Here is a 16,836-nt window from a genome sequence, read left to right as displayed (position 1 = left end):
CCGGTGAGCCGGGTTTCCAGGCGGTAGTCGACGGTCACCTCACGGTAGTCCTCGCCCGGTACGACGCTCTCGGGGAGACGGTCGCGGTCACTGCGGCTCGTCGACTCCCGCTCTCCGCTACCCGGGAAGCGAACGGCGGTCCGGGGTCGCTCGGCGAAGCGCAGGCGGTCCATGCGGAGCGTCGACCGGAACGAGATGTCCTGCGGGGTGCTCTCCGGGCTCGTGCCTTCCCCGCCGGCGCCGTCCGGCGTCGGGGCACCGGCTGTTCAGGGCGGCTCGTCCCGTTCGCCGGAGACACGGCGGCGTGCCGGCTTCGGCGGCAGCTTCCCGTCCTCGGAGCGGACGCGACGCCTGCGGGTCGCGCTCTCGCGCCGGGCGGTCCGGTTCCCGTCCTCGCCTTCCGCCGGCCCGCGCGGGCTCCGTGCGGCCGGCTCCGCCGGGGCCACGGCGTCGCCCGTCACGTCCGCGGCCGCCGCGCGGCTCGCATCGCCCCCGGCGTCCTCGACCGCGCGCCCGGCCTCACCGCCGGCATCCCCGACCACACGCCCGGCCTCACCGCCGGCATCCCCGACCACACGCCCGGCCTCACCGCCGGCGCCCTCGGCCACAGAGCCGACACCGCGGCCCACATCCCCGACCGCGGCCTCGGTGGTCTGACCGACGTCGTGAACGGCCCTGCCCGCTCCTTGACCCACGTCCTGAACGGCGGTCCCGGCACCCTGACCCACGTCCCGCACAGCGGTCCCGGCTCCCTGGCCCACGTCCTGAACGGCGGTCCCGGCACCCTGACCCACGTCCTGAACGGCGGCTCCGGCTCCCTGGCCCACGTCCCGCACAGCGGTCCCGGCTCCCTGGCCCACGTCCTGAACGGCGGCTCCGGCTCCCTGGCCCACGTCCTGAACGGCGCGGCCGGCGCCCGTGCCCAGCTCGCCGACGGCCTGGCGGGCTCCCCCGCCCACGTCCTGTACGGCGGAGCCGACCCCTCGCGCCAGGTCGCGCAGGATCTCCGGATTGCGGTCGAGCGTGGTGAGCACCCGGTTGACGATCGCGGCGACGTTGTCGAGCCGCACCCTGAGCTGGGCCTGTGCCTCCACTCCCGAAATGCCCAGGTGCACGCGGCCGAGGGTGACGTCGGCGCCCACACTCAGCCTCAGCAGATCCAGCACCTCGGTCTGCAGGGAGACATGTGCGCGCAGGTTCTCGACGTCCAGGTCGATCTCGTCGACCTTCAGCAGGGGAACGTCCAGGAAGACATCGGGATTCTCCTCGTCGTACACATCGTCCTCGACGGGTGTCCCGCCCTGCTCGGCGTTGTCGTCCATCACCGCACCTCCCCGGTTCGCCGCTCCTTCCGTTCCATCTTGCGGCGCCACGAGGATCACCGCGCGGTCAGCCCGGCCCGGCCTCACCCGTGGGGAACGATGACGGCGCGGCCGTTCACCTCTCCGGCGTGCAGACGCTCATAGGCCTTCATTCGGGTGAGTCCCTTCGCGGCTTTCCCCGTCACTTGGCCTCCACCCTGGGCCCGACCACGGCGGATGCCCAGCCCGGCGGGCCCGGACGGGGTGCCGTCGCTGCGGATGCCGGGCGGGCGGAGCGCGGTTAGTGTCGGGCTGGCCGTGGGCGCGGACCCCGCCGGAGACGAAGGAGTGTGGTCGCTGTGGCCCGGAATCGCCGGCTGATCCTCAGCTCGCCGTCCGGGGTCTGGAACCTGCTGTCCGACGGCCGTCGCTACGGCGAATGGGTCTCGGGAACACAACGGGTGACCGCCGCGGACCCGCACTGGCCCGAGGTCGGGGCCCGCCTCCAAGTCCGCGTGGGTGTGGGGCCGTTGGCCCTCGAGGACATCTGTGTCGCACGCGTCTGTGAACCACACCGTCGGCTGGAACTGGAAGCGCGGGCGGAACCCTTCGGCGCGGCCCGCATCGCCATGAACCTCGTTCCCTGGGGCGAGCACACCCTTTTCCTTCTCGAGTGGCACCCCCTGCGGGGTCCGGGCATCCGGATGCACGGGCTTCCGGTGGACTACGTCGTCTCGATCCGCAACGGCATGATGCTGACGAAACTGGCCCGCATCGCGGTACGGGAACGAGAGCACGACACCGGCTCCGTGGGGGTTCAGGGGGCGTCCGACACCGCCTAGACGCGCCGCCTCACCCGGACGGCTCACTGCGGTCGCGGTGCGCGTGCCGCCGACCGAGTCTGAGGGCCGAGGAAAGGCGTCGACCATGGCAGACACACCCGGCGCGGTGCCCAGAGCTCCCGCAGGATCCGGAACCACCGATTGGGCGATGGGCCCGTATCTCTTCGCCGGCCTGGCGCTGGAGCTGAGTGGTTCGCTGAGCATTCTCATGGGCATCACCGGCATCGCCCAGGACACCATCTTCAGCGCACCCCGGTACGTCTACCGGTTCGACCTGACGGCCTGGGGCTGGCTCCACCTCGCTCTCGGGATCGCGCTGGTGGCCGCGGGCCTCGGCGTGCTGCTCGGCAGGAGCTGGGGCAGGGGGGTCGGGCTGGCGCTGGGCGCGGCGAGCCTGATCACGCAGTTCATGTTCGTCCCGTACTACCCACTGTGGTCGATCACTCTGATGGTGCTCGACCTCCTCGCCATCTGGACCCTGGCCCGGTTCAGCGCGCGGGAGCCGAACGGGGCATGAGCGCGGCCACGGTCCGTACACGTCCCTGGCGCGCGCCCGGCACGTCCCTTCGATGTCCGGCGGGCCACGCCGTGGGCTGGGCCGCCGGACATCGGACCGGCCGGGTCAGGCGCAGGTCCAGGCGGACATTCCCTGGAGCCGGGCGAGCCGCTCGGCCACGATGATCTGTTCTTCGCGGGTGGCGAGATCCGCCCGTGGGGCGTATTCGAGTCCGCCGGCCGCGACCCAGCTCGACTGGGCGAACTGCAGGCCGCCGTAGTGGCCGTTGCCGGTGTTCGCCTGCCAGTCGCCACCGGATTCGCACGCGGCGATGGCGTCCCAGTCGGTTCCACGGGGACTCGACGGGGACGCCGTCGCCTCGGTGGCGCCCAGGGCGGTCGCGGCGATCAGGACGAGCGCGGCGGCCCGGATCCCGTTTCGGCGCGCGCTCCGCGGGCCGCGTATATGGGTACTTCTGGAAGAGATCATAGGAAATTGCTACATCACGTCAGCGCGCGGTGACCTGCCGAGCACCGTCTCCTTGCCCCGGACGGGGGACGAAGGGCGGACCGGGCCGTCGTCAGAGGCGGACGACGATCAAGGCGATGTCGTCGCGTCCGCCGTCGGCCACGCCGAGGCGGCTGAGGAGCGTGTCGGCCAGATGGTCCGGGCCGAGGCCGGCGTGACGGGCGAGCGTGTCCATGAGGCGGTGCAGGCCGGCGTCGATGTCCTCACCCCGGCGCTCGACGAGACCGTCGGTGTACAGGACGAGTGTGTCGCCCGGCGTGTACGGGACCAAGGCCTCGGGGCGGGGTGTCTCCTCGGCGAGAACGCCGAGCGGCGGGTCGGTGGCCCGGTCGAGCAGGATCACGGTGCCGTCCCCCCGGCAGAGCACCGGCGGTGGGTGGCCGGCGCAGGTGTAGGTGATGCTGTGCCGGCGGGTGTCGATGACCGCTTTGGCGGCGGTGGTCGCCAGCGCGCCTTCGGCGCTGCGGGCGTAACGGCTGAGGACGTCCATCGCCTTGCCGGGTTCGTGGAGCGCGCGGACGGCGGCGGACAGGGCGCTGCGGAGCATCCCCATGACGGCGGCGGCCTCCAGGCCGTGGCCGACGACGTCGCCGACCGCGACCGTGAAGGTGTTCTCGGACAGGTCGACCACGTCGTACCAGTCGCCGCAGACGTTGAGCGACCGGGCGGCCGGCATGTAGCGCACGGCGATGCCGTGGTGGGCCTCCAGGTCCGGGGTGTGCAGCATGGCCCGCTGGAGGGCCAGTGCGGTCCGTCGTTCCCACTCATGGGCTTCGCGGAGCTTTTCGTTGAGGAGCTGGAGTTCCTGCGCCCGGGCGTACAGCTCGGCCTCCAGCGTCCACTTCCCGCCGGGATCGCCCTGCGGTCCGGCGGCCGGAGCGCGGGTCTGCAGGAACTCGGTCATGTCCTCGACCCGGTGGATGATCCACGCGACCTCCCCGTCGGGTCCGAGGACGGGCGTGTTGATCGGCGACCACCACCTCTCCTGGAACACGCCCGGACGGCCGGAGACCGGGAGGTCGTACTTCTGCACCGCCATCGACTCCGGTTCCTTCGACCGCAGCACCCGCCGCAGGGACGCGCCGAGATTGCGCACCCCGTCGGCTTCGGGGTCGCCCGGGTTGTCGGGGTGCACCTCGAACAGTTCGTGGCCGATCAGCTCGTCCCGGGCCCGGCCCGTCACCCGCAGATACGCCTCGTTGACCTCCACCACCACGAAGTCGGGATCGAGTACCAGGTACGGGCTGGGCGTGACCGCGAACAGGGCCTGATAGTCGATCCGCGGTGTGGTCATGTGCGGTCTCCCGTTCCGCGTCGTCTCACCCCGACGGTATGCCGACTCGGCCGTGAGCGACACCGCGTCGGCCCTTCAGAGGGCCGGGCCGCTCCCCCACGTCCGGGGAGCGGGTGCGGGTCCCGCCCGTGCGCCTCCGTATCCGCTCCCGTTCGGGCCGCGCGTGCCCTGCGCGACCGGAGTCCGCGCAGGGCACGTCCGGTCAGTGCGAGGTCATGACGGGGTCCTGGGTGTCCGGCCGGAGCTCGGGCGTGGGACGGCGGAAGCCCTTGGTGATGACGGTGAGGTAGACGAGGCCGATGGCGAGCCAGCCGAGTCCCAGCTTGGTCGCGGTGGAGCCGAGCTGGGTGAGCAGGTAGACGTCGACGGCCGCACCGGCCAGCGGGAGGATCACGAAGCCGAGCAGTGCGGGGCGGCTCCCGGAGCGCCACTGTCGTACGGCGTGGGCGATGACGCAGATGTTGACCAGGGTGAAGCCGAGGAACGCGCCGAAGTTGATGAACGAGGTGGCGTCGGCCAGTGTCAGGTTCATCGCCAGCAGCGCGACCGCGGCCACGATGCAGACGTTCGCGACCGGCGTGAGCAGTTTCGGGTGCAGGCGGCCGAAGACGGGGCGGGGCAGGACGTTGTCGCGGCCCATGACGAACATCAGGCGGCTGGTGCTGGCCTGGATGGCCACACAGGAGGCGAAGCCGCCGAGCATGGTGATGGTGTTCGCGACGTCGGCGAAGTCCTGGCCGCCGACGAGGGTGGCGACGGCGTAGCCGGCCGAGGACTCGTCGGCGAAAGTGCCGCCGGGGTGGGCCCACTGCATCACGAAGGAGAGTGCCACGAAGGTCACGCCACCCGCCAGCACGGTGAGGACGATGCCGCGCGGAATGGTCCGCCGGGGATCGCGGGCCTCCTCGCTGAGGGTGCTGACCGCGTCGAAGCCGAGGAAGGCGTAGGCGGCGACGGCCGCGGCCGCGGTGACCGCGGAGATGCCGGTGGCGCCGTTCCACAACGCCTCGCCGGCCGCGGCGGTTCCGCCGTGGCCGAGACCGTGGCGGACGCAGAGCACGGCGAGGACCAGCAGGCAGCCGGTCACGGCGATCAGCAGCACCTTGTTGACCTTGTCGGCCACGGCGAGGCCGATGACGTTGACGGCGGTGGCCAGCGCGATGTTGATCACCAGCCAGAGCCACTGCGGCAGGGAGGGGTACTGCGCGTGCAGATAGATCGACTGCACCAGGAAGGCCACCATGGGGAGGAACAGGTAGTCCAGGAGCATGGCCCAGCCGGCCAGGAAGCCGAAGCGTGAGTCGAGCATCCGCCGCGCGTAGGTGTACACGGACCCCGAGGACGGCATGATCCGGGCCATCCTGGCGTAGCTGAGGCCGGTCAGCAGCATCGCACCGGTCGCGACCAGGTAGGCGGTCGGGGCGGCACCGTCGCTGGTCGCGGCGATGACGCCGAAGGTGGAGGTGACGACGGCCGGGGCCATGTAGGCGAGGCCGAACAGGACGATGGACAGGAGACCGAGGTCGCCTCTCATCCGGACGGGACGATCGGTCATGGTGTGCTCTCCGCGGGGACGGTGGCGGCGCCGGTACGGCCACTCCAGGTGGCGGGGTCGATACGCCCCTGGTAGAGGGGCAGGGCGAGTGGGCTGTCGTCGGGCCGGAACTGCTCCCAGGGCCGGTTCAGGGCCGCGGTGCCGAACTTCCGGATGTTAGTCACCTCGTCGAGGTCGATGACGTCGGTGAGGGATGTGTCACCGTCGCCCGGAGCCTGCGTGCGGACGGTGCCGGAGGGGTCGACCAGCAGGCTGCGCCCGGCGCCCACCGGCGCGGCGCAGTTCACGCCGGCGGTGAACACCTGGTTGACGATGGAGTTCGCGCGTGCCAGGACGATCTCCTGGGCGCGGTCGCTGGTTCCGGTCTCGACGAAGTTGAGCACCAGCTCCGCCCCCATCCAGGCGAGGTGGCGTGTCACCTCGGGGAACCAGGCGTCGTAGCAGATCGACAGGCCGATTCGGCCGACGCCCGGCATGTCGAAGACGGTGAAGTCGGTGCCGGGGACCGTGATCTCGTAGGGCCGCCAGGGGAAGATCTTGCGGTAGGTGGCGACCCGCTCGCCGCGTGGGGAGTAGACCGCGGCGGTGTTGTGGATACGGCCGTCCGGGCCGCGTTCGTAGAAGCTGCCCGGGGCCAGCCACACCCCGAGGTCGGCGGCGATCCGCGCGAGCGCGGTGTCACGGGGGCCGTCGAGCGGTTCGGCGGTGGCTTCGGGCAGATCCTCGGGAGCCGTCCGGGAGCCGGCCGGCGCGCCGCACAGGTGCAGCTCGGGATAGACGACCAGCGGCTGCGCGGGCAGGCCCCGCGTGCGCCGGGCCACATCGGCGGCGAAACCGCCCAGGTCGTCCGCGCAGCGGCGGGCGGCCTGGGCCATGACGAGAGGAAGGGGACGCGACATGGAGCACCAAGTGTGTGCGAGGGATTAGTTAAACGAAATTTAGTTAACGAATCCGTCGGGGGTCAATGGGTGGACGCCGGAAAGGAGGACCGCGTGTGCGAGCATGTGGACCATGCCCCGACCGAGGAACCAGGCGGAGCGGCGTGCCCAGCTGATCGACGCGGCCGCGCGGGCCGTCATCAGCACCGGGGCGACCGCGCTCAAGCTGAGGGACGTGGCGGCGGAAGCGGAGGTCACCCCGGCCTCCGTGCTCTACTACTACGCCGACCTGCAGGAACTCTTCTCGGCTGTGTTCGAGCACGCCGCCGCGACCTACTTCGGCACCCGCGAGGAGGCCATCGCCGCGGCGGAGGGGCCGGTGGACCGCTTGCGGGCATGCATCCGCAGCGGGGTGCCCTGGCCGGGAGCGGGCGAGCAGAGCACCCGGCTGCTGTTCGAGCTCTTCCCCGTCGCCCTGCGCAACGAGGCGGTCGGGCGGGCGCACCGGGTCTTCGTCGACGAGCAGACGGACCTGTACCGCCAGGTCCTCGCGGACGGCGAGGACCTGGGGCTCTTCACGCTCGGCGCCTCCCCCCGCGCGCTGGCCCGGTCCTTCGTCGCCCTGGAGGACGGCTACGCCATGGACCTGCTGATCGGCACCGCGACGGCGGCGGAGATCGAGGCCCGGCTCCTGGACCACGCCCGCGCGGTGACCGGCAGTCCCGCCTTCGCCTGACGCGCGGCCGGCCGCCCCGCGGTCCTTCGCCGGGGCGGCCGGGGCGCGGTACGGCGCCCTCAGGCGTCGCCCATGACCAGGCCCTCGATGGTGTGCTTCTGCGTCACCGGCTCCAGTGCGTCGACGACCGGACAGTCCAGGTGGCGCCGGACCCGGTCGGGCAGGCTCTCCCAGTAGGCGCGGGTCACGGCGGTGTCGTGCCGTTCCCCGTTCGTGGCTCCGGGGCCGTCGACCCCGAGGACCAGCACCGGGCGGGGCTTCGGCGAGTGGTTGCGGGTGCCTCGGTGGATGGTGAGGGCGGTGCGCGCCGAGATGTCGCCGCGCTGCGGGTACTTGCGCACGGCCCGCTCTTCGTAGCGCGGGTAGTGCGGCCGGGGCGGGAACATGCCGTGGCCGAACTCCGGGCTGTCGTCCCACTGGGTGCCCGGCGCGATCTCGAAGGGGCCCATGTCCTCCTCGGTGTCGACGGCGGTCACGTTGAACGCCAGTGAGGTCAGCCGGCGCCCGGCCCTGGTCTCCTCCGGCATGGGGAAGTCCCGGTGCCACGGCTGGTTGACGGCGCCCTCGAGGGGCACGTCGAAGCCCACCTCGACGATGCGGTAGTCGGGTCCGAGGACCGCCGTGCAGACGGAGCGCACCCAGGGGTGGTCGACTAGGTCGACGAAGCCACGCAGCTGTTCGGGGTGGATCTCCACGTAGTAGCGGTGCGGTCCACGGCCGACCGCTCCTCCCGGCCGCGTCCGCGCCTCCTCGAAGGCGGCCTCGATGTCCTCCCGGAGCCGGTCGGTCCACCGGGTGGTGAACGCGCCCTTGCGCGCGGTGATGCCGTCCGAGTACAGGGCCTCCACATCGGCCGTCACATCGACGTCGAGACCGGCCGGCGTGATGCCGGGGTAGGCGTACGGGCTCATGGTGCCTCCTTGCAGCAGTACCGTGCGAGCCATGGTGCATCGTTGATTTCAACGTGGCAATAGCGTGCGGAGAGATCTTGGGCGGCGCCCGGTGGCCGTGCCACGATGTGCGGGTGAGCAGCAGCCTGAAGGACGTGGCCGCCCGCGCGGGGGTCTCCGCGCGCACGGTGTCGAACGTGGTCAACGGTTCCGCCCGGGTGGCGGCGGAGACCCGCCGGCGGGTGCAGGAGGCGATCGACGAGCTGGGGTACCGTCCCAATCTCGCCGCCCGGAGTCTTCGGGCCGGCCGTACCGGCATCATCGGCCTCGCGATCCCGGAGTTGCACTCCCCCTATTTCGCCGAGCTCGCGGGTCTGCTCGTGGAGGAGGCCGGCCGCCGGTCATGGACGGTGATCATCGATCAGACACGGGGCGACGCCGAGGCGGAACGGCGGCTGCTGACCGGCGACGGGGGCAGGGTCATGGACGGTCTGATCATCAGCCCGTGGGCCCTGGAGGCGCGGGATCTGACCGCGACCCCCCGCCCGCTGCCCGTGGTGCTGCTCGGTGAGCGCAGTCCCCAGGGCCTGGCGGACCGGGTCGCCGTGGACAATGTGGCCGCCGCGGACGAGGCCACCACTCATCTGCTGTCCTCGGGACGCCGCCGCGTCGCGGCGATCGGTCTGCAGCCGCAGCTGGGGAACGGTACGGCGGAACAGCGCGCCGAGGGCTACCGCAGGGCGCTGCGGCGTGCGGGCGTCACCCCCCGGCCCGGCTGGGAGCGCCCCGTGGACGCACTGCACCGGAGCGACGGCGCCCGGGCGATGACGGAGCTGCTGGACGGGGACGACGTGCCCGACGCGGTGTTCGCGTTCAGTGACGAACTCGCCCTGGGCGCCCTTCACACCGCGCGTGTCCGGGGGCTCCGGGTGCCGGAGGACCTGGCGATCGCGGGGTTCGACGACATCGAGGACGGTCGCTTCAGCCATCCCGGCCTCACCACGGTCTCCCCCGACAAACGCCAGATCGCTGCCCGCGCCCTGCAGTGTCTGGCCGACCGTATCTACAGCCCGCGCAACGAGGTGCCCGCGTCCGATCTGACGGTCCCGTACCGGCTGGTCGTCCGCGGGAGCAGCGCCCCGCGCGCGGGAACGCCCTGACCCTTCGCCTACCGCTCCGCCGGGGTCAGCCGTTTCTCGAACCAGTGGTGGGCGTAGGGCTCGTCGTTGAAGGCGGGGACTTCGGCGTAGCCGCTGTCGCGGTAGAGCCGGGTGGCCGCTTCCAGGGCTTCATTGGTGTCGAGCCGCACCCGATCGCTGCCGTGCCGGGCGGCACGGTCCTCGAGTTCGGCCAGCAGGCGCCGGGCCAGGCCGAGGCCCCGGACTCGGGGAGAGACCCACAGCCGTTTGATCTCCGCGGGCGCCCCGGCCGGCAGTTTGATCCCGCCGCATCCCACCGGCTCGCCGTGCAGCCGGGCCACGAGGAGGAGTCCGCGGGGCGCGCGCAGTGCAGCCGGGTCGGGCAGCAGACTGTTCGCGGGGTCGAACCCGCCCTCGAAGACCTCCCGCAGTTCGGCCGCGTAGGAGCGCAGACAGTGCGCGGCGTCCGGATGGTCGGGGTCGAGCGCGGACAGGGAGACCACCGAGGCCGTCAGCAGCCGCTCCACCTCGGCCATGGCGGCGGTCAGCCGGTCGCGCTGCCGCGCGCCGAGCGGAGCGAGCAGGGCTGCCGCGAGCGCGTCGCTGCGGTCGTCGAGAAGGGCGCGCTCGCTCCGGCCGGCCCCGGTCAGGCGTACGGTGCGGACCCGCCGGTCGTGGGGGTGCGGCTCGACCGCGATCAGGCCGTCCCGTTCGAGCGCCCGCAGCAGCCGGCTCGCATAACCGGAGTCGAGGCCGAGCCGGTCCCGTACGCCCCGGACGTCGTGCGTGCCGCCGTCGCCGATCTCCCAGAGCAGTCGCGCCTGTCCGTAGGGGCGGGCGCCGCCCAGGTAGTGGTCGTGCAGCACTCCTACGCGCTCCGCGACCGTCCGGTTGAAACGCCTCACCTGGTCCGTCTGCCGCCCCATTCTCTGACCTTAGTCAGAGAATGGGGCCGCGGCAACGAGGGGCAGGCTCCGGCCACGGGTGTCGTACGGATACAGTGCGGGCGGGATGCGAGGAGGGGGCACCGTGGCCAAGGTGAACATCAGTCTGGACGCCGAACTCGTGGTGGAGGTGATGGTGCTGGCGGGAGTCGGATCACCGCAGGACGCCATCGAGGTGGTCGTGCGGGACTACATCGCCCGCGGTCACCGTACGGAGGCGCGGACCGAGCTCAAGGACGAGGCACTGCGCGAGGTGGACGCCAAACCGCAGGAGCCGCAGGGCTGATCGCCCCCGCGGGTGCTCGACGCCGACTGCCGGACAGCCCCGGCAAGCGCCCCGAGCGCGACACCGCCGGCCGGTGGGCGCGCGCCACGCCGGTCGCCCTCGTCCAGCAGGGCGCCCCGTCGGGCTGTGCGCGCTCCGACCGGGGGTCCGCGCCGCCGCCCGGTCCGCCGCGGCCGCTCCACGGCCGGGAAGTCCGGCCCCTCGCCGAGGCCGCAAGCGGGGCGCCGCTCTTCCGAGTCGGCCGAGTCCCGGCGTATGCCGGCGGGGCGTCCAGGGGAACGCCGGAGTCCGTCCGGCAGCGGTCTTCGGTCCCGGAACGAAAGCGCCTGTGCGGCACGGGGTCAGGCCGTGCCGCACAGGTGGTCAGGAGGTCAGTTCGACCGTACGCGGACCGTCCGCGGGGGCGGTGCGGAGCACTCCGGCCGCCACGGCGGCGATGGCGCAGAACAGGGCGGGGAGCAGGAAGGTGTGGTTGAGGGCCATGACGTGGGTCATCCAGCCGATGACGGCGGGGCCCGCGAGCATGCCGATGTAGCCGAGTCCGGCGACCCGGGAGACGTTGGTGCCGGCGGCCGCCGGGTCGGCGTGTCCGGCGGCGCTGAAGAGCTGCGGGACGCAGCCGGACAGGCCGAGACCGAAGAGGGCCCAGCCGGCCAGCGCGGCCCAGATCCAGGGCGAGAGCGCCACGAGCGTGATGCCGACTGCGGCCAGGGCGGATCCGTACCGCAGGACGGCGACCGGGCCGAAGCGCGCGGACACCGGGTCGGCCAGGAACCTGCCGATGGTCATCGTCGCGGCGAAGGTGCCGAAGGCGAAGGCGGCGGTGCTCTCGGGCGCGCCGAGGACGGTCTTGAGGTGCAGGACGCTCCAGTCGTTGGCGGCTCCCTCGCACAGCATGATCAGCAGGGCGAGGACGGCGAGGAGCCAGATCCTGGCGGGGACTGCGCGCTTCTCGGTCCCGCCCGCGGTGTCGGCCGCGGGCTCCGCCGGGGTGGACGGCAGGAGGCCGCGGGCTGTCACGAGCGCGACAACGACGCCCACGGCCGCCACGGCGGCGAGTGTCGTGGCCGGGCCCCAGCCGATGCCGAGGGCCGCGGCGCCGACGAGCGCGGCCAGCACGCCGCCGATGGAGAAGGTGGCGTGGAAGGCCGACATGACCGGCCGCTCGTAGGCCTTCTCCACCTGTACGGCGTGGGCGTTCATGCTGACGTCGAGGGTGCCGTTGCCGAAGCCGAAGATCAGCAGTGCCGTGCCGAGGACCCACGGCTGCTGGGCGAGGCCGGGCAGGATCAGGGTGACGCTGCACAGAACGCCGGCCAGGGGCACGACGGTGCGGGTGCCGAGCCGGTCGGACAGCCGGCCGCCTACCTGCATGCCGAGGAAGGCCCCGGCGCCCAGCAGCACGAGGAAGCCGCCCAGCGCCGCGTGGCTGATGCCGACCTGCTCCTCGATGGCCGGGATCTGCACGACCCACATGCCGAGCAGGGTGCCGTTGAGGACGAAGTAGACAAATGTCGCAGCACGGGCCGCTCGCAGCGCTCTTTCCATGCCGCACACCCTAACGAACAAAATTGAAGTTCAGTAGACGGGTTTTCGATCGCCCTCATTGTTCGCTCGTCTTCACTGTTCGTTCGGTGTGGTGTTGAATCGCGGCATGAACACCGCGGAGCGCCACCGTCTGATCGCCCAGGCCGTCCAGGAGACGGGAACGGCCACCGTCACCGAACTCACCGGCCTCACGGGGGCCTCGGAGATGACCATCCGCCGGGACCTCGACCATCTGGCCGCTCAGGGTGTCCTCGAAAGGTTCCGCGGAGGCGCCCGCACCCTGCTTCTGCGAGGTGACGAGCCTCCCTTCGCGCTGCGCGCCCACGAGGGCGTCGACGTCAAGCGCAGGATCGCGGCCAGGGTCGCCTCGCTGGTCGCCGACGGCGAGACCGTCCTGCTGGACAGCGGCACCACCTGCCTGGAGGTCGCCCGACTGCTGCACGGCCGGCCGGTCACCGTGATGCCCTTGTCGCTGCAGGCGATCGCCGTGCTCGGCGACGCTCCGGAACCGACGTCGCTCCTGGTCCCGGGCGGCCGGCCCCGAGCCGGCGAGGGCGCGCTCATCGGTCCTCTCACCCTCGCCTCGCTGTCGGCTCTGCGCTTCGACACCGCCGTCCTGGGCTGCTGCGGCCTGACCGCGGCCGACGGCATGACCGCCTACGACCTCGACGAGGCGAGCGTGAAGAAGGCGGTGATCGCCTCCGCGCGCCGCGTCATCGTCGCGGCCGACGGCACGAAGCTCGGCCGTACCGCCCACGCGTACGTAGGCCCGTCGAGTCTCGTGGACGTCCTCGTGACCGACAGCGGCGCGCCGAGCGACGAGATCGCCGCGCTCGAGAGCGGCGGCACCACGCTGGAGACCGTCTGAGACGTCCGCCCGCCGTCCCGACGCGAACCGCTCACCGCCGTCGGCATGCGGACCGCCCCGATCGGCGCCCGCAGCTGGGGCGGTGTCCCCGCCGAGGACCTGGCCGCCGCCGGCCGCGTCCTCGCGCTGGTCACCGAGCGCGCCGACGCGGAAGTGGCCGCCCTCAACGCCTGATCCGCCGTCGGCGCTTTCAAGTCTCCGCCGCGGGCGGGGTATTGACGCCTGATGTTACAACTCAATAGTTTCAGTATCTTCGACTCACGGGTGTTCCGGCCCGTCCCCGGGCTCCCGGTCGCCAGGCAGATTCCCGAAGCCGGAGGTGCCCATGGTGAGGCCGTGCACCGTCCCGGCACGACCACTCGTACCGCGAGCCCGCGGCCGCGGTGCCGACAGGAGGGATCACCCATGGGGCGCTACAGCCGGCTCCGCCGGATCCGGCGGATGGATCCGCAGCAGGACTTCGAGCAGATCTTCCGGTGGATCACCCACTACGAGTTCCCTCGCGACTATCTCCAGGGGACGTCGGTCGCGTTTCTGCGCGACTACGGCGTCCCGCGCATCTCCCGGCTCCTGGACCGCACCCAGGAGTTCGAGCGGGCCGGCCAGAAGCGGTACGACGACACGGTGCTGATCAGCTACGAGATGGTCCGCGAGGGAATGGACTCGGAGCACGGCCGGGCGGCCGCCCGTCATCTGAACCGCATACACGGGCGGTACCGCATCCCCAACGAGGACTTCCTCTACGTCCTGGCCACCACGGTGGTGGGTCCCAAGCGGTGGATCGACCGGTTCGGCTGGCGGCGTCTGTGCGAACAGGAGACCGAGAGCCTGGCGCTGGTGGGCCGGCGGATGGGCGAGATGATGGACATCGAGGGCGTGCCCGACACCTATGCCGGGTTCGAGCGGCTCCACGACGACTACGAGCGGGAGATGTTCGCGTACGACCCCGCGAACCGCAGGGTCGCCTCGGCCACGCTTCGGGTGCTGACCTCCTGGTATCCGGCCCCCTTACGCGGGGCGGCGGCCCGGTTGTCGCTCGCCGTCCTGGACGAACCGCTGCTGAAGGCGCTCGGTTTCCGCCCGCAGCCGCGTCCGCTGCGCGTCGTCGTCCCCCGTGTGCTGCGCGCCCGTGCCGCGCTGATCCGGCTGCTGCCGGCGCGTCCGGAGCGGTTCCCGCGCAAGCCGAAGGCGCGCACCTATCCCTTCGGCTGGACTCTGGACGACCTGGGTCCGCACTGGGCGCACTCCCGTCCGCCGGCGCCGCTCCCGGACGAGACACCGTCGGAACAGGCGATCGGCACGGCGCAGCCGTCCGCCCCTCATGTCCCCCGTCAGGAGACCCGATGAGCGACACCACCCCGGCCACGGCACCGCGCGCCGCGACCTTCACCACGTACTCCCCCGCGACCGGTGAACCGATCGCCGAACACCCGGTGGACGGGCCGGAAGAGGTCTCCCGCGCGGTGTCCCGTGCCCGCTCCGCCCAGGCAGGCTGGGCGGCGCTGCCCGCATCCCGGCGCCGTGACCATCTGCTGCGCTGGAAGAAGGCGCTCGCCACCGATCTGGACGCCGTGGCCCGCACCATCTCCGAGGAGACCGGCAAGCCGGCCGGTGACGCCGCGCTGGAGGTCGTGCTGACCCTGGAGCACCTGGGCTGGGCCGCCCGCAACGCCGAACGCGTGCTGCGCAGGCGGAAGGTGGGCACCGGACTCTTCACCGTCCATCAGCGGGCCTCGCTGGTGCACCGGCCACTGGGCGTGGTCGGCGTGATCGGCCCCTGGAACTACCCCCTCTACACCCCGATGGGCTCCATCGGGTACGCCCTGGCCGCGGGGAACGCCGTGGTCTTCAAGCCGTCGGAGCTGACCCCGGGCACCGGGACCCTGCTGGCCGGGCTGTTCGACGGCGCCGTACCCGGGCATGCCGGGCTGCTCACCACCGTCACCGGCGCCGCGTCCACCGGTGACGCGCTGGCCCGGTCCGGGGTCGACAAGCTGGCCTTCACCGGCTCGCCGGGGACGGCCCGCAAGGTGATGGCGGTGTGCGCCGAGACGCTGACGCCGTTGCTCGCCGAGTGCGGCGGGAAGGACGCGGTGATCGTCACCGCGGACGCCGACCTGGACGCCGCGGCCGACGCGATCGTATGGGGCGCGCTGAGCAACGCGGGGCAGACCTGCGCGGGCGTGGAGCGTGTCTACGCGGCCCGCGAGATCCACGCGGAGCTGTGCGAACGGGTGGTGAAGCGGGCCGCGGCGCTGCATCCGGGCGGCGAGGCGGACGCCTCCTACGGACCGATGACGTTTCCGAGCCAGGCCGCGATCGTCGAACGGCATGTGTCCGGCGCGGTGTCGGCGGGTGCGCGGGCCCTGCTGGGCGGGCCGGAGTCGGTGCGCGCCCCGTATGTCGCGCCGGTGGTGCTGACCGGTGTCCCGGAGGACGCGGCGGCGATGACGGAGGAGACCTTCGGGCCCGTCGTGGCCGTCAACGCGGTCGCCGACACGGACGAGGCGGTGGAGCGGGCCAACGCCTCGCGGTACGCCCTTGGGGCGGCGGTGTTCTGCCGCAGCGGGCGCACCGGTGCGGCGATCGCGGCACGGCTGCGCGCCGGGGCGGTGTCGGTGAACTCGGTGCTTGGCTTCGCGGCCGTACCGGCGCTGCCGTTCGGCGGCTCCCAGGACTCCGGCTTCGGGCGGATCCACGGTGCGGAGGGGCTGCGTGCCTTCACCGCCGTGCAGTCGACGACGGTGCAGCGGTTCACCCCGCCGGTCGTGCTGACCTCGTTCGCGGTGCCGGCCGCGACGCGGGAGCGCGCGGTGCGGCTGGCGCGGTTGCTGCACCGGCGCCGTTGAACGGCCGGCCGGTCAGGCGTCGAGGAGCGGGGCCAGGTAGCGGCGGGCGAAGGCCCGGGCCTGGTCCTCGTCCTCCATCTCGATACAGCTGGAGGGGTTGAGCAGGAAGGAGACGGCGACCCGCACCATCAGTTCGGCGAGCGGACGCGGGTCCTCGTCGGGACGGCCCTCGGCCTGCTGGGCCCGGCGCAGATGGCCCGTCAGATACTCGACCGTGGCGGAGAGCGAGGACGTGCCCTGCACGGTCAGATAGGGCAGCACCACCTCGGGTTCGAGGCGCAGCAGGCCGCCGAAGAGTGGGTGGGCCCGGGTGTGGCGCAGGGCGACCACGAAGCCCTCGACGACCCGTTCCTTCATGGTGGGCAGTCCGGCCACCGCGACGTCCAGCCGCTGGAAGAAGCGGCTGAGCTCACGCAGCAGGGTCTCCTCGACGAGCTTGTCCTTGGTCTGGAAGCGCCGGTAGACGGTGACGCGGGAGACGCCGGCCCGCTTGGCGACGTCGTCCACGGAGGAGCGGCGCAGGCCGAGGAGCGTGAACTGCTCCAGTGCCGCGTCGAGGATCCGCCGCGCCGTCTCGTCCCCGGGCTCCGGCTGGGCGAGCGCCCGTTCGAGCCACGAGTCGTTCGTGTCAGTTCTCATGGTGCTCCTCACGATACCGGCCGGCGCCCTCCCGGATACCATG

Annotated in this window: 18 protein-coding genes; 9 read left to right on the top strand and 9 right to left on the bottom strand. The window is 72.3% G+C overall.

What is annotated here, in order from left to right:
* Positions 1-266: 266 nt before the first annotated feature.
* Positions 267-1,322 carry a hypothetical protein gene (locus ACGFR9_RS09595; RefSeq protein WP_393204803.1) on the bottom strand — a complete coding sequence of 352 codons (1,056 nt, stop codon included), beginning with the start codon at positions 1,320-1,322 and terminating at the stop codon, positions 267-269.
* A gap of 338 nt (positions 1,323-1,660) precedes the next feature.
* On the opposite strand from ACGFR9_RS09595, the gene ACGFR9_RS09590 reads away from it, so the two are divergent.
* Together ACGFR9_RS09590 and ACGFR9_RS09585 are read left to right on the top strand one after the other, a co-directional pair.
* Entirely contained in the window at positions 1,661-2,143 is a 483-nt protein-coding gene (locus ACGFR9_RS09590; RefSeq protein ID WP_393204800.1) for an SRPBCC family protein, read from the top strand.
* Between the two features lie 85 nt (positions 2,144-2,228).
* Positions 2,229-2,660, top strand: a complete 432-nt coding sequence (locus tag ACGFR9_RS09585) for a hypothetical protein (protein WP_393204797.1) — start codon at positions 2,229-2,231, stop codon at positions 2,658-2,660.
* A gap of 105 nt (positions 2,661-2,765) precedes the next feature.
* Here the strand turns inward: ACGFR9_RS09585 and ACGFR9_RS09580 are convergent, their stop codons facing one another.
* From ACGFR9_RS09580 to ACGFR9_RS09565, 4 genes are all read right to left on the bottom strand, one after another.
* Complete coding sequence (locus tag ACGFR9_RS09580; RefSeq protein WP_393204794.1) at positions 2,766-3,128, bottom strand: transglycosylase family protein; 363 nt, start codon at positions 3,126-3,128, stop codon at positions 2,766-2,768.
* Positions 3,129-3,219: 91 nt separating this feature from the next.
* Positions 3,220-4,461, bottom strand: a complete 1,242-nt coding sequence (locus ACGFR9_RS09575) for a SpoIIE family protein phosphatase (protein WP_393204791.1) — start codon at positions 4,459-4,461, stop codon at positions 3,220-3,222.
* A gap of 202 nt (positions 4,462-4,663) precedes the next feature.
* The gene (locus ACGFR9_RS09570) at positions 4,664-6,016 is read right to left on the bottom strand and encodes an APC family permease (RefSeq protein WP_393204788.1); all 1,353 of its coding nucleotides are present in this window, start codon (positions 6,014-6,016) and stop codon (positions 4,664-4,666) included.
* A complete protein-coding gene (locus ACGFR9_RS09565) occupies positions 6,013-6,915 on the bottom strand; it encodes a carbon-nitrogen hydrolase family protein (RefSeq protein WP_393204785.1) in 903 nt (300 codons plus the stop codon). The genes ACGFR9_RS09570 and ACGFR9_RS09565 overlap by 4 nt, the downstream gene beginning before the upstream one ends.
* A 112-nt stretch (positions 6,916-7,027) precedes the next feature.
* Here ACGFR9_RS09565 and ACGFR9_RS09560 point away from each other — a divergent pair, with 112 nt between their 5' ends.
* Positions 7,028-7,630 (top strand): TetR/AcrR family transcriptional regulator, encoded by a 603-nt coding sequence (locus ACGFR9_RS09560; protein ID WP_393204782.1) that lies wholly within the window; start codon positions 7,028-7,030, stop codon positions 7,628-7,630.
* Between the two features lie 59 nt (positions 7,631-7,689).
* Here the strand turns inward: ACGFR9_RS09560 and ACGFR9_RS09555 are convergent, their stop codons facing one another.
* Positions 7,690-8,541, bottom strand: a complete 852-nt coding sequence (locus ACGFR9_RS09555) for a phytanoyl-CoA dioxygenase family protein (RefSeq protein WP_393204779.1) — start codon at positions 8,539-8,541, stop codon at positions 7,690-7,692.
* A 113-nt stretch (positions 8,542-8,654) separates the two neighbouring features.
* On the opposite strand from ACGFR9_RS09555, the gene ACGFR9_RS09550 reads away from it, so the two are divergent.
* Positions 8,655-9,680: a LacI family DNA-binding transcriptional regulator gene (locus tag ACGFR9_RS09550; protein WP_393204776.1), complete on the top strand. Its 1,026-nt coding sequence runs from the start codon at positions 8,655-8,657 to the stop codon at positions 9,678-9,680.
* Positions 9,681-9,688: 8 nt separating this feature from the next.
* On the opposite strand, the gene ACGFR9_RS09545 is transcribed toward ACGFR9_RS09550, so the two are convergent.
* Entirely contained in the window at positions 9,689-10,585 is an 897-nt protein-coding gene (locus ACGFR9_RS09545; protein ID WP_393204773.1) for a GNAT family N-acetyltransferase, read from the bottom strand.
* Positions 10,586-10,688: 103 nt separating this feature from the next.
* On the opposite strand from ACGFR9_RS09545, the gene ACGFR9_RS09540 reads away from it, so the two are divergent.
* Positions 10,689-10,889, top strand: coding sequence for a type II toxin-antitoxin system VapB family antitoxin (locus tag ACGFR9_RS09540; protein WP_030224196.1), 201 nt, complete (start codon positions 10,689-10,691; stop codon positions 10,887-10,889).
* 363 nt (positions 10,890-11,252) lie between these two features.
* Here ACGFR9_RS09540 and ACGFR9_RS09535 read toward each other — a convergent pair whose 3' ends face one another.
* On the bottom strand, positions 11,253-12,437 hold the full coding sequence (locus tag ACGFR9_RS09535; protein ID WP_393204769.1) for an MFS transporter: 1,185 nt from the start codon (positions 12,435-12,437) through the stop codon (positions 11,253-11,255).
* A 106-nt stretch (positions 12,438-12,543) separates the two neighbouring features.
* Between ACGFR9_RS09535 and ACGFR9_RS09530 the strand changes: the two genes are divergently transcribed.
* The 4 genes from ACGFR9_RS09530 to ACGFR9_RS09515 all read left to right on the top strand — a co-directional run bounded on the left by ACGFR9_RS09530 (position 12,544) and on the right by ACGFR9_RS09515 (position 16,154).
* Positions 12,544-13,305: a DeoR/GlpR family DNA-binding transcription regulator gene (locus ACGFR9_RS09530; protein WP_393204766.1), complete on the top strand. Its 762-nt coding sequence runs from the start codon at positions 12,544-12,546 to the stop codon at positions 13,303-13,305.
* A gap of 45 nt (positions 13,306-13,350) precedes the next feature.
* Positions 13,351-13,479 carry a hypothetical protein gene (locus ACGFR9_RS09525; protein WP_393204763.1) on the top strand — a complete coding sequence of 43 codons (129 nt, stop codon included), beginning with the start codon at positions 13,351-13,353 and terminating at the stop codon, positions 13,477-13,479.
* 231 nt (positions 13,480-13,710) lie between these two features.
* Positions 13,711-14,652 (top strand): oxygenase MpaB family protein, encoded by a 942-nt coding sequence (locus ACGFR9_RS09520; RefSeq protein ID WP_393204760.1) that lies wholly within the window; start codon positions 13,711-13,713, stop codon positions 14,650-14,652.
* Positions 14,649-16,154 carry an aldehyde dehydrogenase family protein gene (locus ACGFR9_RS09515; protein ID WP_393204757.1) on the top strand — a complete coding sequence of 502 codons (1,506 nt, stop codon included), beginning with the start codon at positions 14,649-14,651 and terminating at the stop codon, positions 16,152-16,154. The genes ACGFR9_RS09520 and ACGFR9_RS09515 overlap by 4 nt, the downstream gene beginning before the upstream one ends.
* A gap of 12 nt (positions 16,155-16,166) precedes the next feature.
* Here ACGFR9_RS09515 and ACGFR9_RS09510 read toward each other — a convergent pair whose 3' ends face one another.
* Positions 16,167-16,793, bottom strand: a complete 627-nt coding sequence (locus ACGFR9_RS09510) for a TetR/AcrR family transcriptional regulator (RefSeq protein WP_393204754.1) — start codon at positions 16,791-16,793, stop codon at positions 16,167-16,169.
* Positions 16,794-16,836: the final 43 nt, after the last annotated feature.

The sequence above is a fragment of the Streptomyces sp. NPDC048584 genome, assembly GCF_043199595.1.
GTDB classification, from domain to species: domain Bacteria; phylum Actinomycetota; class Actinomycetes; order Streptomycetales; family Streptomycetaceae; genus Streptomyces; species Streptomyces edwardsiae.
The sequence above is the reverse complement of the archived record's forward strand: the minus strand, read 5'-3'. Positions and strand labels throughout refer to the sequence as shown.

What these genes read in the sequence shown, in the direction of transcription:
- ACGFR9_RS09595 (WP_393204803.1), bottom strand. Translation starts at nt 1,322, where the DNA reads ATGGACGACAACGCCGAGCAGGGCGGGACACCCGTCGAGGACGATGTG.
- ACGFR9_RS09585 (WP_393204797.1), top strand. Translation starts at nt 2,229, where the DNA reads ATGGCAGACACACCCGGCGCGGTGCCCAGAGCTCCCGCAGGATCCGGA.
- ACGFR9_RS09580 (WP_393204794.1), bottom strand. Translation starts at nt 3,128, where the DNA reads ATGATCTCTTCCAGAAGTACCCATATACGCGGCCCGCGGAGCGCGCGC.
- ACGFR9_RS09575 (WP_393204791.1), bottom strand. Translation starts at nt 4,461, where the DNA reads ATGACCACACCGCGGATCGACTATCAGGCCCTGTTCGCGGTCACGCCC.
- ACGFR9_RS09570 (WP_393204788.1), bottom strand. Translation starts at nt 6,016, where the DNA reads ATGACCGATCGTCCCGTCCGGATGAGAGGCGACCTCGGTCTCCTGTCC.
- ACGFR9_RS09565 (WP_393204785.1), bottom strand. Translation starts at nt 6,915, where the DNA reads ATGTCGCGTCCCCTTCCTCTCGTCATGGCCCAGGCCGCCCGCCGCTGC.
- ACGFR9_RS09560 (WP_393204782.1), top strand. Translation starts at nt 7,028, where the DNA reads ATGCCCCGACCGAGGAACCAGGCGGAGCGGCGTGCCCAGCTGATCGAC.
- ACGFR9_RS09555 (WP_393204779.1), bottom strand. Translation starts at nt 8,541, where the DNA reads ATGAGCCCGTACGCCTACCCCGGCATCACGCCGGCCGGTCTCGACGTC.
- ACGFR9_RS09545 (WP_393204773.1), bottom strand. Translation starts at nt 10,585, where the DNA reads ATGGGGCGGCAGACGGACCAGGTGAGGCGTTTCAACCGGACGGTCGCG.
- ACGFR9_RS09535 (WP_393204769.1), bottom strand. Translation starts at nt 12,437, where the DNA reads ATGGAAAGAGCGCTGCGAGCGGCCCGTGCTGCGACATTTGTCTACTTC.
- ACGFR9_RS09530 (WP_393204766.1), top strand. Translation starts at nt 12,544, where the DNA reads ATGAACACCGCGGAGCGCCACCGTCTGATCGCCCAGGCCGTCCAGGAG.
- ACGFR9_RS09525 (WP_393204763.1), top strand. Translation starts at nt 13,351, where the DNA reads ATGCGGACCGCCCCGATCGGCGCCCGCAGCTGGGGCGGTGTCCCCGCC.
- ACGFR9_RS09520 (WP_393204760.1), top strand. Translation starts at nt 13,711, where the DNA reads ATGGGGCGCTACAGCCGGCTCCGCCGGATCCGGCGGATGGATCCGCAG.
- ACGFR9_RS09515 (WP_393204757.1), top strand. Translation starts at nt 14,649, where the DNA reads ATGAGCGACACCACCCCGGCCACGGCACCGCGCGCCGCGACCTTCACC.
- ACGFR9_RS09510 (WP_393204754.1), bottom strand. Translation starts at nt 16,793, where the DNA reads ATGAGAACTGACACGAACGACTCGTGGCTCGAACGGGCGCTCGCCCAG.